At 42.2% G+C, this 14,606-nt stretch carries 14 protein-coding genes and 1 pseudogene; 9 read left to right on the top strand and 6 right to left on the bottom strand.

Features of this window, described 5'->3' with window-relative positions; translation table 11 throughout:
- Positions 1-68 precede the first annotated feature (68 nt).
- Together V7K30_RS05170 and V7K30_RS05175 are read right to left on the bottom strand one after the other, a co-directional pair.
- Positions 69-194, bottom strand: a complete 126-nt coding sequence (locus V7K30_RS05170) for a photosystem II protein Y (protein WP_229547922.1) — start codon at positions 192-194, stop codon at positions 69-71.
- 269 nt (positions 195-463) lie between these two features.
- Positions 464-991, bottom strand: a complete 528-nt coding sequence (locus tag V7K30_RS05175; RefSeq protein WP_334997753.1) for a gamma carbonic anhydrase family protein — start codon at positions 989-991, stop codon at positions 464-466.
- 242 nt (positions 992-1,233) lie between these two features.
- On the opposite strand from V7K30_RS05175, the gene V7K30_RS05180 reads away from it, so the two are divergent.
- From V7K30_RS05180 to map, 5 genes are all read left to right on the top strand, one after another.
- Positions 1,234-1,743, top strand: a complete 510-nt coding sequence (locus V7K30_RS05180; RefSeq protein WP_442941047.1) for a TIGR02652 family protein — start codon at positions 1,234-1,236, stop codon at positions 1,741-1,743.
- A 153-nt stretch (positions 1,744-1,896) separates the two neighbouring features.
- The gene (locus tag V7K30_RS05185; protein WP_334997757.1) at positions 1,897-2,340 is read left to right on the top strand and encodes a VOC family protein; all 444 of its coding nucleotides are present in this window, start codon (positions 1,897-1,899) and stop codon (positions 2,338-2,340) included.
- A 333-nt stretch (positions 2,341-2,673) separates the two neighbouring features.
- Complete coding sequence (locus tag V7K30_RS05190; protein ID WP_334997759.1) at positions 2,674-5,337, top strand: M16 family metallopeptidase; 2,664 nt, start codon at positions 2,674-2,676, stop codon at positions 5,335-5,337.
- Positions 5,338-5,440: 103 nt separating this feature from the next.
- The gene (locus V7K30_RS05195) at positions 5,441-5,965 is read left to right on the top strand and encodes a plastocyanin/azurin family copper-binding protein (protein ID WP_334997761.1); all 525 of its coding nucleotides are present in this window, start codon (positions 5,441-5,443) and stop codon (positions 5,963-5,965) included.
- Positions 5,966-6,245: 280 nt separating this feature from the next.
- Positions 6,246-7,073, top strand: coding sequence for a type I methionyl aminopeptidase (gene map, locus V7K30_RS05200; RefSeq protein ID WP_334997763.1), 828 nt, complete (start codon positions 6,246-6,248; stop codon positions 7,071-7,073).
- Between the two features lie 110 nt (positions 7,074-7,183).
- Here map and V7K30_RS05205 read toward each other — a convergent pair whose 3' ends face one another.
- Complete coding sequence (locus tag V7K30_RS05205) at positions 7,184-8,680, bottom strand: hypothetical protein (RefSeq protein ID WP_334997765.1); 1,497 nt, start codon at positions 8,678-8,680, stop codon at positions 7,184-7,186.
- Positions 8,681-8,878: 198 nt separating this feature from the next.
- On the opposite strand from V7K30_RS05205, the gene V7K30_RS05210 reads away from it, so the two are divergent.
- Together V7K30_RS05210 and V7K30_RS05215 are read left to right on the top strand one after the other, a co-directional pair.
- Positions 8,879-10,282 carry an amidase gene (locus V7K30_RS05210; RefSeq protein ID WP_334997767.1) on the top strand — a complete coding sequence of 468 codons (1,404 nt, stop codon included), beginning with the start codon at positions 8,879-8,881 and terminating at the stop codon, positions 10,280-10,282.
- Positions 10,283-10,284: 2 nt separating this feature from the next.
- A pseudogene (locus tag V7K30_RS05215) lies at positions 10,285-10,961 on the top strand (Crp/Fnr family transcriptional regulator).
- Between the two features lie 171 nt (positions 10,962-11,132).
- On the opposite strand, the gene V7K30_RS05220 reads toward V7K30_RS05215, so the two are convergent.
- Both V7K30_RS05220 and V7K30_RS05225 read right to left on the bottom strand, forming a co-directional pair.
- Complete coding sequence (locus tag V7K30_RS05220; RefSeq protein ID WP_334997769.1) at positions 11,133-11,324, bottom strand: hypothetical protein; 192 nt, start codon at positions 11,322-11,324, stop codon at positions 11,133-11,135.
- 269 nt (positions 11,325-11,593) lie between these two features.
- On the bottom strand, positions 11,594-12,460 hold the full coding sequence (locus V7K30_RS05225) for an aldo/keto reductase (RefSeq protein WP_334997772.1): 867 nt from the start codon (positions 12,458-12,460) through the stop codon (positions 11,594-11,596).
- Between the two features lie 325 nt (positions 12,461-12,785).
- On the opposite strand from V7K30_RS05225, the gene V7K30_RS05230 reads away from it, so the two are divergent.
- Together V7K30_RS05230 and V7K30_RS05235 are read left to right on the top strand one after the other, a co-directional pair.
- The gene (locus V7K30_RS05230) at positions 12,786-13,547 is read left to right on the top strand and encodes a hypothetical protein (RefSeq protein WP_334997774.1); all 762 of its coding nucleotides are present in this window, start codon (positions 12,786-12,788) and stop codon (positions 13,545-13,547) included.
- Positions 13,548-13,811: 264 nt separating this feature from the next.
- The gene (locus tag V7K30_RS05235) at positions 13,812-14,081 is read left to right on the top strand and encodes a DUF3146 family protein (protein WP_372726526.1); all 270 of its coding nucleotides are present in this window, start codon (positions 13,812-13,814) and stop codon (positions 14,079-14,081) included.
- 37 nt (positions 14,082-14,118) lie between these two features.
- Here the strand turns inward: V7K30_RS05235 and V7K30_RS05240 are convergent, their stop codons facing one another.
- Entirely contained in the window at positions 14,119-14,574 is a 456-nt protein-coding gene (locus V7K30_RS05240; protein ID WP_334997776.1) for a resolvase, read from the bottom strand.
- Between the last annotated feature and the right edge of the window lie 32 nt (positions 14,575-14,606).

The raw sequence follows: 14,606 nt of genomic DNA on the forward strand, positions 1-14,606 counted from the left end.
GATGAATAAAACCGACTGCCTCTGTAAAGACAAACAGCCGGTTGAAGAGTAATCATATTGAGCCGAATTTAAGCTTCCCGATCCAAAAAGCCTTGAATTTGTCTTAAAGCGGCAGCGCCAATATTAAACACTGCCCAGCCAGCAGCAATGGCGACTGGTGCTAAAACGATCGCTATACGGAAATCGATATCCATATCTAGAACCCCTCTTTTAAGTAGAAATTAAAGTTTTGTCAACTGCTCTCATTTTTATTTTTAGCTGAAGTGGGTAACTTTTCCCAACCTATATGTAAAGAATGTTTAAATTATTGGGGATTGGGGATTGGGCATGGGGCATTGGGCACTTGTACTGAGCGAACGCGAGTGCGTCTCGTAGAGAAGCCGTTGGCGCAGCCTCTCCAAGAGTTGTATTGGGCATTGGGCATTGCTTATCCTCCTAGTCCCCAGTCCCCGGTCTCCAGTCCCTAAGACTTATTAAAGCCGATATCAGTACCTTTACCAGCATGAACTAAAGCTAACTTTTGGTAACGTTTAGCGTGTTCAATGAGTTCTGCGGCTTCAGCCTCTGTTACTTGCCGTAACACTTTGCCAGGAATGCCTACAACTAGTGACAAAGGCGGTATATTTTTAGTTACGACTGCACCAGCACCGATAATGCTACCAGCACCCACTCGTACCCCGTCTAAAATCACTGCGCCAATGCCAATCAAACTTCCACGCTCAATGTAGGCGGAATGCACCACAGCGCGATGCCCGACGGTAACATGATCTTCTAAGATTGTTGGAAAACCAGGATCACCATGTAGAATTGCACCATCCTGAATATTTGTGCATTCGCCAATTTCAATGCGTTCAACATCTCCTCTAACCACTGCTCCATACCAAATGCTCACTCCTGCTGCTATATTTACCGAACCCATAACAACAGCATTGGCTGCGATGAAGGCAGCTTGAGAAAAATCGACAGATGTCCAGTAAGAAGCGGTAGACACGATAGAATATGAATATGGTACCCAGGAACACTGGAGAAACTCCAACCTTTGAGGCTGGTTGCACAACCAGGATATCACAGCGTCAAGCCTCTACGTTGAGGAAAACACTAGTGAACAATGTTCCTGCCGCAACTCCGTGTCTGTGCAGCAGTGAGCAAGTAAGCCAAAGTTGTGGAGCCGAAGTGTATAATCCAACCCACTAGTGCTGGTGAAGACAAAATTATGTTTGTACGCACTTCATGATGAATCCAGGCTTGCAGTACCCGATGTTTGGGCCTGAAATACAGTGTCCCCATTGTCGCCAGACTATTCCGGCGCTGACACTAACTGATACCTATTTGTGTCCGCGTCATGGCGCATTTGAAGCTAATCCTAAAAATGGAGAGTTAATCCATTTGCAATCGGGGCGTCATTGGCGGAGGTGGAATAATGAATGGTATAGACAGCATACTCATCCCGATGGTATTCGCTTTGAAATTCACGAAGCATTAGACAAGCTGTATACCCAAGGCTATCGAGCAACAAAAGTGATCATTGCTCTACGCTATCAGGAATTAATGAGTGGCTACTTAGAACGCAGCACACCTTGGCGTTCTGGACAACCAGAAGCTACTCCTGCGCGTTTGTACGGCTTACCCGTAGAGTTTAGCCCCGATACCTCAGAAGATCCGTGTTGGGAAGTGATTAATTTTGACTTGGAAAAAGAGCCTGGCGTCCCTGTACGCTACCCCTATTTCAGGTTATTTGAGTAAAGTTAGGAGTTAGGAGTCATTCAATTTTGGATTTTAGATTTTAGATTTTAGATTTTCCTTCAATCCAAAATTCAAAATCTAAAATTGACAGAGTTAGGAGTTAAATTCAATTTATAACTCCTAACTGATAACTCACAACTCCTAACTTTTGTTATGCACCACGCTTCTATTCGGACTGCGAATATTCATCGAGCGATCGCTTTCTACGAACATTTAGGGTTTACAATTTCGGAACGCTTTACTACAGGCTACACGCTAGCTTGCTGGATGGAAGGATTGGGCGGCAGAATTGAACTGATCCAAATTCCCGAACCAAAACCAGCCCCAGATGCGTTTGCTGACGAACATTATGTGGGGTATTATCATCTCTCGTTCGATTTAACTGAGATTACACCAGATTTACCTAGCTGGTTGACAAGTTTACAAGAACGTGTATCTCTAGCTGCTGATGGTCAACCGGAAGAATTACAACCGTTGAAGGTACTTTTAGAACCGACACAACAGCAAATAGGCGATCGCATTTACGAAGTGGCTTTCATTGCCGATACCGATGGCTTACCTCTGGAATTCATTCGGATTTTAGCAAAACTCCCATAATTTAGCTTTTTTATTACCTTTATTGCTAATATATTTTTTTCTGTATTCTTGCCGAGGTAACAGATTTATACACCAGATTAAACTGTGGTTATTAACCAAAATAATTATGTAACTTAATTTACAGATATATCTGCTCAATACATATATGGATTTTCTAGATTTTATAAATATCCCTTGCCGTTATTACAGCTATTTTCAGGTAAATAGCTGTAATTTTAAACTTATGGCTAGTAGCGTAGCGGTTTTTTGTTGAGCGATCAACCTGCTGATAGCCAACATGCAACTACATCTAACAAAGAAAAATACCAGTCAACCTTGCTAGCAAAAAGAATAATGTCCTCAACACTGACAGAAAATGTCCGCAAGACAGTGCTGGAGAATGGTCTAACTGTCCTGACAAAGGAAGTGCATACTGCGCCAGTGGTGACGGTGCAGGTGTGGTATATGGTTGGCTCACGCAACGAAGAACCGGGCGTGAATGGCATTGCCCACCAGTTGGAACACATGATGTTTAAAGGCACTCTAAATCGTCCGATTCAATTTGGCCGTTTGTTTAGTGCTTTAGGTAGTGATTCCAATGCTTTCACCAGCTATGACCATACTGCATATTACGGTACTGTGGAACGAAACAAGCTGAAAGCGCTCTTGGTATTAGAAGCGGACAGAATGCAAAATTCCCAGATTGAGCCAGAGCAACTAGCGAGTGAAAAGCGAGTAGTAATTTCCGAGTTGCAGGGTTACGAAAATAGTCCAGAATATCGCCTCAACCGTGCCGTCATGCAGGCAGTATTTCCTAATCATGCTTATGGGTTGCCTGTAGGTGGTACCAAAGCTGATGTTGAGAAATTTGAGGTTGAGCAGGTACAAAAATATTACCGCAACTTTTACAGTCCCGATAATGCCGTCTTAGTGATTGTAGGAGATTTTCAAACTGCAAATACCCTCGAAACAATTAAAGAAGTATTTGGCAAACTAGCAAAAAAAGTGAGGAGTGAGGAGTTAGGAGTTAGGAGTAAAAATACTTTTACCTCATTTACCTCACTCAGTACTCCCATAGTATTGCGAGAACCGGGGGCGGGGCGACTGTTACAAGTTGTGTATCCGCTACCAGATGCGAATCAACCAGATGTGCCGGCGCTGGATATTATGGATTACATCTTTACAGAGGGACGGAATTCTCGCCTTTATCAGGCGTTGGTGGAATCAGGTTTAGCTAGTGAAGTTACAGCATCCGTTACCAGTTTGCGAGAATCTGGCTGGTATGAGGTGTTGGTGACGGCGGGATCTAAACAAGATTTGAAAAAAATTGACTCAGTATTGAGTAGCGCGATCGCCAATGTAGCAGAAAAAGGCGTGACATCTGAGGAAGTTGAACGAGCCAAAACTCAATTAACAGCAGATGTAATTTTGAGTAACCGTGATATTACTTCTCAAGCAATGCGATTGGGCAATGATGAGACAACTGCTGGTGATTATCGCTACACAGACCGTTATTTGGCAGCTGTTCGTCTGGTGAAGCCGACGGATGTTGTTGCTGTGATTAACAAATACCTCACAAAAGAAGCCCGGACAGTAGGCTTTTTTGAACCAACCCAAAAGCAGATAACAGGGGTTGGTGACAAACCAGATTCAGCCCAAACTACAGAGAATTTCTCTCCGGGCGTGCCTGTGCTTCCTTCTGAGGTGGTGAAGTATTTACCGCCTGTGGATTTGGCTACAGATGTGATTGCCCAAGTATTACCACAGGAATTTAAATTTACCAACGGACTGCGGATATTACTGTTACCTGATAATAGTACTCCCACCGTTACCTTGAGCGGTCACATTCAAGCCGGGACAGAATTTGATCCAGATAATCAAGCTGGACTGGCTGCTTTTGTGGCAGAGAATTTGCTAAATGGTACTAAGAGCAAGGATGTCTTAACTATTGCCAAAGTCTTGGCAGAACGAGGCGCGAGTTTAGACTTTGAAGCATATGGCGAAGGTGTGCATATTGAAGGTGATAGTTTAGCAGAGGATTTGCCGATACTCCTTAAAGTATTGGCAGATGTTGTTAAAAATAGTACCTTTCCAGTCAAAGAGTTGGAACTGTATCGCCAACAAAGTTTAAGTGATCTGCAACTGGAATTAGATGAGCCATCAGAAGTAGCCAGAAGAATATTTGTTCAGTCAATTTACCCGAAAAAACATCCCTTACATACTTTTCCCACAGAGGCAAGTTTACAGCAGATTCAGTGCCAGCATCTGATTGATTTCAAAGCTAAACATTATCGTCCAGACACAACAGTGCTAGCGCTGGTGGGAGATTTTGATCTGGACAAAGTGCGATCGCTGATTAAAAATGAGTTTGGTAACTGGGAAGTTAGCGGCCAAGTACCAACATTAAAATATCCTCCGGTGCCAATGCTGGAGAAAATAGTCAGTGTCAACCCAGTCTTACCGGGTAAAGCCCAAGCTGTAACTTATATGGGTTACACAGGTATTAACCGTTATGATCCTCGGTTTCATGCAGCCTTAGTATTGAACCAGATTTTGGGAGGCGATACCTTATCTAGTAGACTAGGTGCAGAAGTGCGCGATCGCCAAGGTTTGAGCTATGGAATTTACAGCTATTTCCAAGCCGGCAAGAATGCAGGCACATTTTTGATTGAGATGCAAACTAGTCCAGAAGATAGCACCAAAGCGATCGCTAGTACCCGCCAAATACTACAGCAAATCCATCAACAAGGCGTCACTGCACTGGAAGTAGAAACAGCTAAACGCACCCTCATCAGCAACTACAACGTTTCGTTGGCAAACCCAGAGGAATTAACAGATAGAATTCTGATGAATGAGGTGTACGGACTAGATAAAGGAGAATTGCACTCCTTCACTGAGAAAATCCAGAAAGTCACCCTTGACCAAGTTAATCAAGCGGCTAGTGAGTTACTCAACCCAGATCAAATCGTAGTCGTTACTGCTGGGCCATCTGTGTTAGCAGAGAAAAGCATTAGGTAGAAAGGGGCAGTGGGCATGGATAATATAAAGAATGGGTAAAGTGGTTTTTTCCACTACCTATTAATTATTCCTGCTCACTAGCATTGCCTTTTGAGAACTACTGATGAAAATTTACAACTATTTATATCAAATTGTAATTACATCTCTGACTTTCCCTACTACTGCTTGGTTGCAAATATTACGACGGAACTACGTGATATTAACGTTGCTCCTGAGCCTAAATTTCATCGCTGCGACTCCAGCAATGGCGGCGAATTTGTCTGGCGATTTGCTTAAGCAACCAGCTACAGAAATTACAATTAGCTTGGGTAATTCGGCTAACGAACTCAAGTTTGAGCCAAATCATCTGGAATTCGAGGCTAGCAAACGCTATCAACTCCGGCTTACCAATCCCAGCCAACTAAAGCACTATTTTACTGCTAAAGATTTTGCCGATGGCATTTGGACACAAAAAGTCCAAGCAGGCAAAGTAGAAATAAAAGGAGTCATTCACGAACTGGAACTCAAGCCAGGTGCTGAGGCAGAATGGGTATTTGTGCCCCTGAAATCTGGTACTTATGGATTGCGTTGTTCAATACCAGGACATACGGAAGCAGGGATGACTGGAGAAATTGCCATCAAGAATTAAAAATTATTTGACTCAGTATTTGGCATCGATCTAATGTTTCAATTAAAGATAATTGAGCCAAGTACCATAGTGGGCAGCGAAAAATAAGTTATGGCGGTTTTGATTCAAATCCAACACATTAGAAGTAGGCGAATGTGTTATTCTGTATACATTAGCGGCTAAACTGGAAGAATCCCTATCAGGGATTAAAACAACTGAAATTATAGATATTATTTCTCAAGTAATCTAGAGAAAGCACTGATACTTCAGCGGCAGAGCCACCAGTAATTATTAATTTCCTATGAACATTTTCAGTAACTTACTTCCTCAAACAACTCAGCCTGCAACATCAAAAAAACAGCGCCGAGGAATTGAAATTAAATCGCCGCGTGAAATTGAAATTATGCGGCAATCAGCGAAAATTGTGGCAACTGTCCTAAAAGAAATTTCCGAGCTAGTAAAGCCAGGAATGACAACGGCTGATTTGGATGCTCATGCAGAAAAACGTATCCGCGAAATGGGTGCAACACCGAGTTTTAAAGGATATCACGGTTTTCCAGGTTCTATCTGCTCCAGCATTAATAATGAAGCAGTACATGGCATTCCTAGCCCCAAGAAAGTCATCCGCGTGGGGGATGTATTAAAAGTAGATACGGGCGCTTATTACCAAGGCTTTCATGGTGATTCTTGCATTTCAATTGCTGTCGGTGAAGTGACGCAAGAAGCTGCTAAATTAATTCGCGTCGCAGAAGAAGCTTTATATAAGGGCATTGAACAAGTAAAGGCTGGTGTATACTTACTTGACCTAGCTGGAGCAATTGAAGACCATGTGAAAGTTAACGGCTTTAGCATAGTCGAAGAATTCACTGGACACGGTGTCGGTCGTAACCTGCATGAAGAACCTTCAGTATTCAACTACCGTACCCGCGAGATGCCAAATGTTAAACTCCGTGCGGGGATGACGCTGGCAATTGAGCCAATTTTAAATGCGGGTTCTAGACACACCCGAACATTATCTGACCGTTGGACAGCAGTCACTGTGGATAATTCTTTGTCGGCTCAGTTTGAGCATACAGTATTGGTGACAGAGACTGGTTATGAGATTTTGACTGACCGTTCTAAGGTGTAATTTTTACTTGTAATTATCTGTTGTTAAGAGAGGTGAAGCGTCGAAAGAGGGCGATTTGCCTCTTTATTTTTTTAACCCACATTCTGCAAATTAATTTGAATCAAGGACTGCTATATTTGACTGATAGCTGCATAGTTAGTTTTATAAATAAGAAGCATCTCTTTAGCTTGTATAGAGACAAATGTCTTCTCTGGAATCGCTTCTAATAAATTGATTGCTTGCTCCCATTTATCTTTTGATTGCTGTCGAATTAGTAGTGAATGAGGCGAATTTTGGACAAATAAATTAGCTTCTATTGCTAGTTTTTGGGCTGATTCTAAGTTTGTTAAGGCTTGATTTTCAATTAACACTCTTTGACTGATAGATTTATAGTTAATCCGATAGTAAGCTGATTTATTCTTTGCTCGGTCAGAAACTGATGTTTCATTAGGAATACTATCTAATAAGTTTATTGCCTGATACCATTTAGTTTCTGCTTGTTGCCAGGTTTTTAGAGGATGCGGTGGATTTTGAACCAGATAAGCAGCCTCCATACCAAGTTTCTGAGCAGATTTGAACTTTGCGATGGCTCCGCCGACGTCTGGGACGAACGCACTTCCTTCTTGAGTTAAACTTAGACTCATCTGCTGCAATTGTGGACTTTGCTCTTTAATTTTCCAAACACCAAAACCTAAAACTACTATACTTGAGACTATGAGCAAAGCCGAAAGGACTATTTTTGGTGTCGAAAACTTTGGTACTATTTCTACATCCTGGCTAATAATTGGTTTTTTACTACTTTGTTCTTCAATCTTTTTTAGGGCTTCTTCCGCCTGTTCTCTTAAAGTGTCACCCTGAATGATTAAAGCAGCAATTTGTTCTTGGAAATAATCACAATCATTCAGAATATCCGTCAATTCTTGAAATTTGCCATTACTCGATATAATTAATTCGTGGTCATCATCTAACCACTCTAAGGCGAAGCCAGATTTACCACAGAAAGCAGACACCCCTAATAAAATATTTAATAAGCTATGACTATTTTTAATGGCATTAAAAATATAATTTAATTTTTGCTGTAACTCTAATAGCTCATTTTGATAAATGCTAACTTTTTGAATTTGACGTTCTAAAATATTAAAGTTGCCAAAGTCTAACTTAATCTTTAAGCATTCAGCAATTTCCTTAAAATGAGCGGTTAGGCTGAGATGATTAATATCAGAATTTAGTTGATTGACCAACTGAAGATCACTGAGAATATCGGCGGCTATTGCCTGCAAAAAATAACCCCATTCAATCCAAGAATCAATTTTTAACTGTAAATCAGTTAATGAAATTTTAGTTTCTGAGTTGCCAAATTTTTCTGCGATCGCTGGAGCTACTAATCCAATACTAGGTATAAATAAACTAGCTACTGTATCTATTCGAGGAAGTGTAGCGATCGCAGAATTTTTGACGTGATCAAATCTCAATTCCTGAGCAATTAATTTGTTAATATTCCGTAGTTGTTCCTGAGCATTATTGATCAGGATAATTTGTTCCATAATTTGATTAGAATCGCCAATAGTCAGTTTGAGACTCTGAATCAGTGTTGGCAATTCACTAACAAGTATTTCTAGGTTAGCCATAAATACCCCTTGGGGATTTGTCGAAAGTTTATGCGAAACAATTAAAATGGCTTGAGTAAGAACGTAACCACGCCTGTTGGATCTGAGCAGTCACAAATCTCAGGAGCCATAAAAGGTATAGTTCCCGGAAATCCTGCTAAAGTAACAATTTCAGTTTTAAAATCCCAGAGAAAGACAAAATTACCCATTCACTAACGTATGAATGAAGTTGATTTAGCATTTACCCCAGCACTAGAGTTGGCGCAATTAATTCGTCGCCGGGAGGTATCACCGCTAGAGTTGGTGGAAATATATTTAGAACGGATTGGGCAGTTGAATCCCCAATTAGGAAGTTATTTTACGGTGACGGCAGAACTAGCGATCGCAGATGCCAAAGCCAAAACAGAATTATTGACAACTACCTCAGAACTACCGCCATTTTTTGGGGTGCCGATTTCGATTAAAGACCTCAACGCTGTAGCGGGTGTTACCTGTACTTTTGGAAATCCGGCATTACTGAACAATATCCCTAACTATGATGATGGGGTTGTGACGCGGATTAAGCAAGCTGGGTTTACTATTCTCGGTAAAACAGCCACTTCCGAATTAGGATCATTACCTTACAGCGAACCTACGGGTTTTCCCCCAGCCAGAAATCCGTGGAATTTAGAATACACCCCTGGCGGTTCTAGTGGTGGCGCGGCGGCGGCGGTAGCAGCGGGATTGTGTGCGATCGCTCAAGGTTCTGATGGCGGTGGTTCAATTCGGGGGCCTGCGGCTTGTTGTGGTTTGGTGGGACTCAAACCATCCAGGGGCAGGGTGAGTAAAGCACCCGTAGGCGAACGCCTCGCTGGAATTGCCGCCAACGGGCCACTCGCCCGGACTGTCGCTGATGCTGCCGCCTTTTTGGATGCTATATCTGGCTATACCACAGGCGATCCTTACTGGTTGCCCGATCCCGAACCATCATTTCTCGCCGCCACTCAGACAAAACTCGGTGCTTTGCGAATTGCTTTTGACACTAGCATTTCTCCTTTAGGAGAAGCTGACGCCAACTGTCAGCAAGGTGTCCGCCAAACAGTCGAGTTATTAGAACAACTCGGCCACCAAGTTGAACACAAATCCCCGGATTTTAGCGGTTTAGTTGAACCATTTCAAATCGTTTGGCAAGTTGGGGTAGCTGCGTCAGGACTTCCTGTTGAAGCCTTGCAACCATTAAATCGCTGGCTATTTGCCCGCACAGGTTCTGTTGCTGAGTACCTCAAAGCAGTTGCCCAAATGCAGGTAGTGGCACGGCAGATTGTGGCGTTTTTCGATACCGTGGATGTGCTGGTATTGCCAGTTTATCTACATTCACCCATCCTGGTTGGGGAATGGGCTTCGCTGAGTCCAGAAGAGACATTCCAAAATATTATTCAATGGGTTGCCCCTTGTCCGCCTGCTAATGCAACTGGACAACCTGCGATCGCAATTCCTGTAGGTTTTGATAGTAATGGTTTGCCCATGAGTGTGCAGCTAATTGGTAAACCTGCGGCTGAAGCTACCCTGATCAGCCTAGCAGCCCAATTAGAAGCGGCTAACCCTTGGATTGATCATCGTCCAGCCTTTGCAATATCGGGCTAATCATGCAGCCATCCCTGGAACAACTTTTGCAAATTATTGTGTTTGCAGGTTTAGAAACAGCAGACAAAGTAAGTTTGCAACCCTATACTCAGGTGCAACGCTATAGCAAAAGAGAGATTATCCTGCATGAGGGTGATGTCTTACCAGCAAAACTCTATGCTGTTTTCAGTGGATCAATTCAAGTTACCAAAACAGCAACAACGGGGAAAGAAACGATTCTCCGCGCCTTAGCTGCTGGGGAATTTTTGCGGCTCCTGCTTTGTTAGGAAATGGAATTTCCCCGGCAACTGTGACTGCTAAATCTGACTGTGAGATTTTGACTGTAGAGCGAGATGCTTTATTAAAAGCTATTGGGCAAAATTCTGAAATCGCATTACGAATACTGATGATTTTAAACAGTCGAATTCAGCAATTGCATGAAACAGTTCACGGATTAGTTTCTGAAAGAGCTATTGTTCGCCTTGCCAGGTTAATTCAATATTTTGCTGTCGAATCGGGAACTGATTCAAGTCCACAAGGCGAATGTTTAAAAGTCAAATTATCTTATTACCGCATGGCTCTGAGTAGCGGCATTACTTACGAAGAATGTGTGCGGTTAATTAAAAGTATCAAGTCAGTAATTCCCTATAGCCGGAGTGGGACGATTATAATACTTGATGCTGAGAAATTAGATGCGTAGTTTACCGCCGCAGGCATCGCTTCTGGTACAATACCACCTGAACATATTAGCTAATACGCTCTATAGGAATTCGGTTAGATTTTTGCAAAAGACTAGGAGAGAATACAGAAGGTTAAATCTGTTATAGACGCAAATGAGTTACAAGCAAGACTTAAGCGCCTGAATTCTTCTTCAATCAACTTTTTTTTGTTTAATATAGTTACGAAAGTCATTTATTGTGAGTTGATCGAGCCATTGATGATGTTCTTTGGTATAGTCACCATACCCCACTTCTAACTGCTGTAAAAATCTCAGCGTTCCTGCTACCCCTAAAGCATCAATTAGGGCTTTATATCCTTGTTCTCTAATTTCCGTCAGTTTCATTATTTTCTACCTCTGTTTGCAAAATATTCATTAACCAAATCGTCGGATTTTCTACTTGTGTCCGGTGCGTCCAATCGTTGTAACGCAAGTACAAAGAATCAGATTGATAGGGAAAAACCGCCTGCTAGTCTGCCTCTATAAAGTCACGCATTAGCAAGCGGTGTGTTTCTAAGATCATGTCTTTTCTTTATGCGCTGAGTGCAGGCAATCTAGGAATTTTAACTTTTACATTTTGCACTCTGCTAAATCTACGTTAGCTAGTGGAATGATTAAGTCGCCCGATCAATTTTTTGCACTTCTTGATCAGATAGTTTCACATTGATAGCTTGTACTGAGTCTTCAATGCTGGAAACCTTGCTAGCACCAGGAATTGGCAAAATAGCGGGCGATTTGGAACGCAACCACGCCAGAACGATATTATACACCGACACGCCTTTTTCTTTAGCTAACTGAGCGATCGCTGGGATATCTTGCAAGTCCTGATGGCGATGCCTACCACCAAAAGGACTCCAAGGCAAAAAAGTCAATTCTTGCTGTTCGCAATACTTCAACACGCCATCATTTTCTGGCTGTCGTTGCCAAGGGCTGTATTGATTCTGCACCGAGATAATATCTACCACATCCCGCGCCTGCTTAATTTGTTCAACGGAAAAGTTAGAAACTCCCACAAACCGAATCAAACCAGCCTCTACTGCTTCTTTAACTGCCGTAAGGGATTTTTCAATGCTGTAATTAGTATCAGGAGAATGGTATTGCCAAACATCGATGGGTTTAGCACCACCCAACGCCTCAAAGCTAACTCGAATTGTTTCGCGCAAATGTTCTGGGTTGCCGTTGCTTGCCCAGTTGCCATCGGGACGCATCAAACCGCCTTTAGTTGCCACAATTACTTGGCTAACATCGCCTTTGTAACTACTAAGTGCCTTGTGAATTAGCCGCTCGTTGTGGTGCTTATCTGACTCATCTTTGCAGTAAGAGTCGGCAGTATCAATAAATGTAATACCCAGATCCAAAGCCCGATGAATAACTTGGATTGATTGCGATTCAGGAGCGCGATTAGAAATTGACATGGGCATACCACCCAAACCGATCGCACTCACAAAGATACCAGTTTTTCCTAGCTGTTTGGTTTCCATGTTTCTAGCTGTAGCTTTCTGCCCCAATTATCTACTAGTTAGCCAAAGCTTTTTTAGGGATTCATCGGAAATCCTCCCTAGTACTTAGAGGATGTTTGAAAAGTATTAGGCGAATAGAATTCGCTACTACACAAAGCTTAGTCCACGGAGGTGGACTAATGCAAAATCAAGGGTTTTCTAACCCCCGGAGGTGGATAAAGTCTCATGTAGCCCAGACTTCTAGTCGTCAGAGCTTTCCAAACATCCTTTTAGATTTGGCGATAAGTGAATGGGCTACGAAGGGAATACTCTACTTAGGGGTTAAGTATTCTATACACAGGCACCGATGAAAATTGTAGAGGAAACCCGTACCAGATTGCAGCTAAAGCATCGGCCACTCAGATATTGGTTCAGCGGGTGGTGCATTTTTACTATCTGTTTAAGCTTTTTGATTTACTGCTTAGTTTTTGATTCTGCTTCAGTTAGTCTCAGTTGTACTCGACCTTCACCAAACCAAATTAACTGTGAATTGAAGCGGTTTAATTTGCTGGGAAGTATGGAGAAACTCAAAATGTTTGATCTCCAGGAAGCATACATTCTTACAAAGACTGGTAGCAAAGGATCGAAAACTTATCAAGTTATGATTGTAACTCCCTTTGGAGACTTTGCCCTGCTGTCACATGTTAGCTATCAAAAGAATGAGGAAGTTGCCTTTCAAATCAGCGATTTTATCAACTCTGGGCAAACTTCCCTATTAGTGCAGCAAAATCAGCGGAATTATCTATTTTTATTAAATTTATTTACATTGATTATTATGGCGATCGCTGCTTTTTTTGCAACATCACCTGTAACTACCTGCACTTTCTATAAGAGTATCAATAAGGTATTTATAGAACGTAAAAGTCTCCGTGGCAACCAAGTTATCGAACATCCACTAGAAAATATTCTGCGTTTTGATATCCAAGAAAAGCAATATAAATACTCCAAGCTTTATCGGGCTGTAATTGTGCTGAAATCTTGGCATGAAATTCCAATTAACCCACAATACACTGATGAAAAAAGCATCAAATATGCAGTTTCTAGGATACACTTATTCCTAAAATATTAACCAAAATTATTCCCATTATGTGTAACTGTGCCCTGAGACTGAAGTCACAAGCTTACAGATAAAGCGTAACCGTTCACAGGCTTTTCGGTATTAAGTTCGTGCAGATTATAGCCGCAACTTCAGTATCCTGAAATCATCCGACTCATTAACACAACCTAGTCAACGACAAATACCCACTTTGTCGGTTTGTCTAATTAAGCTATGTTTGGTAAATAAAATAAGAAGCCTACATGATCGGCTGTTATTCTACACTTGACATAAAGCATTGTGAGTGCTAAAAGACGACTGCCAGAAACCATTGCCCATGTCAGAATCACCCGCCAATCTTGGCAACACGGCTTCCTTGAGGGCGAAGTGAGTGCAGGTGAGTTTGAGTGGCATTTCCAGTGGCATTTTCGCCGGGGAGAACTTGCCGTCAAGCCTTCCCAAGGCCGCGCCTTAATCAAAGAACCCCTCGGTCGGTTCTTGGAGCAACAAGATTACCAGCTAGAGCCTGGAGGAGACTATGCTTTTACTATTCGGGCGGAACTTTAAAAGTGAGGAGTGAGGAGACGCGATTAATCGCGTCTCCTCACTCTTCACTCCTCACTTCTGATTCAGTGAGGCGATTTAAGTATCTTTCGATTAAAAGGATGGCAACAATGTCATCTATTGGTCTTGGTGGCTGTCGCAGACCTTGTGGCAATAGCTTTATTAGCCCTTTGGGTGGGAACATTTGCCAATAGCGATCGCGTGCTTCTAAGGTTGTGTAGCGCTCATCCACTAAAATGATACTCAGGGGTTCTGTCAATTCCTGATATAATTGCTGTCTCCACTCCTTGGCTGTAGTTTGGTCGCCCATAACCATCAAGGAGATCGGAAACTTTCGCCGTAGTGTCTCAATGGTGGCGATCGCCTCTTTTGCTAGCACAACCTGATGATAATATAGTTGCCGATCCAGTCCCATCACCGCTAAACCACACTTATCTCGACCTGGATCAAACCCCAAGATGACTGGTTGCGTTGGTGAAAATTCACGGAAATTCATAATAAATTCAAAATTAAAAATTAAGAATTAGA

It is taken from the genome of Nostoc sp. (assembly GCF_036917655.1).
Classification (GTDB): domain Bacteria; phylum Cyanobacteriota; class Cyanobacteriia; order Cyanobacteriales; family Nostocaceae; genus Nostoc.

Excerpts from the sequence above, each read along its gene's own strand:
- V7K30_RS05170 (WP_229547922.1), bottom strand. The coding sequence starts at position 194 with ATGGATATCGATTTCCGTATAGCGATCGTTTTAGCACCAGTCGCCATT.
- V7K30_RS05180 (WP_442941047.1), top strand. The coding sequence starts at position 1,234 with ATGAATCCAGGCTTGCAGTACCCGATGTTTGGGCCTGAAATACAGTGT.
- V7K30_RS05185 (WP_334997757.1), top strand. The coding sequence starts at position 1,897 with ATGCACCACGCTTCTATTCGGACTGCGAATATTCATCGAGCGATCGCT.
- V7K30_RS05190 (WP_334997759.1), top strand. The coding sequence starts at position 2,674 with ATGTCCTCAACACTGACAGAAAATGTCCGCAAGACAGTGCTGGAGAAT.
- V7K30_RS05195 (WP_334997761.1), top strand. The coding sequence starts at position 5,441 with ATGAAAATTTACAACTATTTATATCAAATTGTAATTACATCTCTGACT.
- map (WP_334997763.1), top strand. The coding sequence starts at position 6,246 with ATGAACATTTTCAGTAACTTACTTCCTCAAACAACTCAGCCTGCAACA.
- V7K30_RS05205 (WP_334997765.1), bottom strand. The coding sequence starts at position 8,680 with ATGGCTAACCTAGAAATACTTGTTAGTGAATTGCCAACACTGATTCAG.
- V7K30_RS05210 (WP_334997767.1), top strand. The coding sequence starts at position 8,879 with ATGAATGAAGTTGATTTAGCATTTACCCCAGCACTAGAGTTGGCGCAA.
- V7K30_RS05220 (WP_334997769.1), bottom strand. The coding sequence starts at position 11,324 with ATGAAACTGACGGAAATTAGAGAACAAGGATATAAAGCCCTAATTGAT.
- V7K30_RS05225 (WP_334997772.1), bottom strand. The coding sequence starts at position 12,460 with ATGGAAACCAAACAGCTAGGAAAAACTGGTATCTTTGTGAGTGCGATC.
- V7K30_RS05230 (WP_334997774.1), top strand. The coding sequence starts at position 12,786 with ATGAAAATTGTAGAGGAAACCCGTACCAGATTGCAGCTAAAGCATCGG.
- V7K30_RS05240 (WP_334997776.1), bottom strand. The coding sequence starts at position 14,574 with ATGAATTTCCGTGAATTTTCACCAACGCAACCAGTCATCTTGGGGTTT.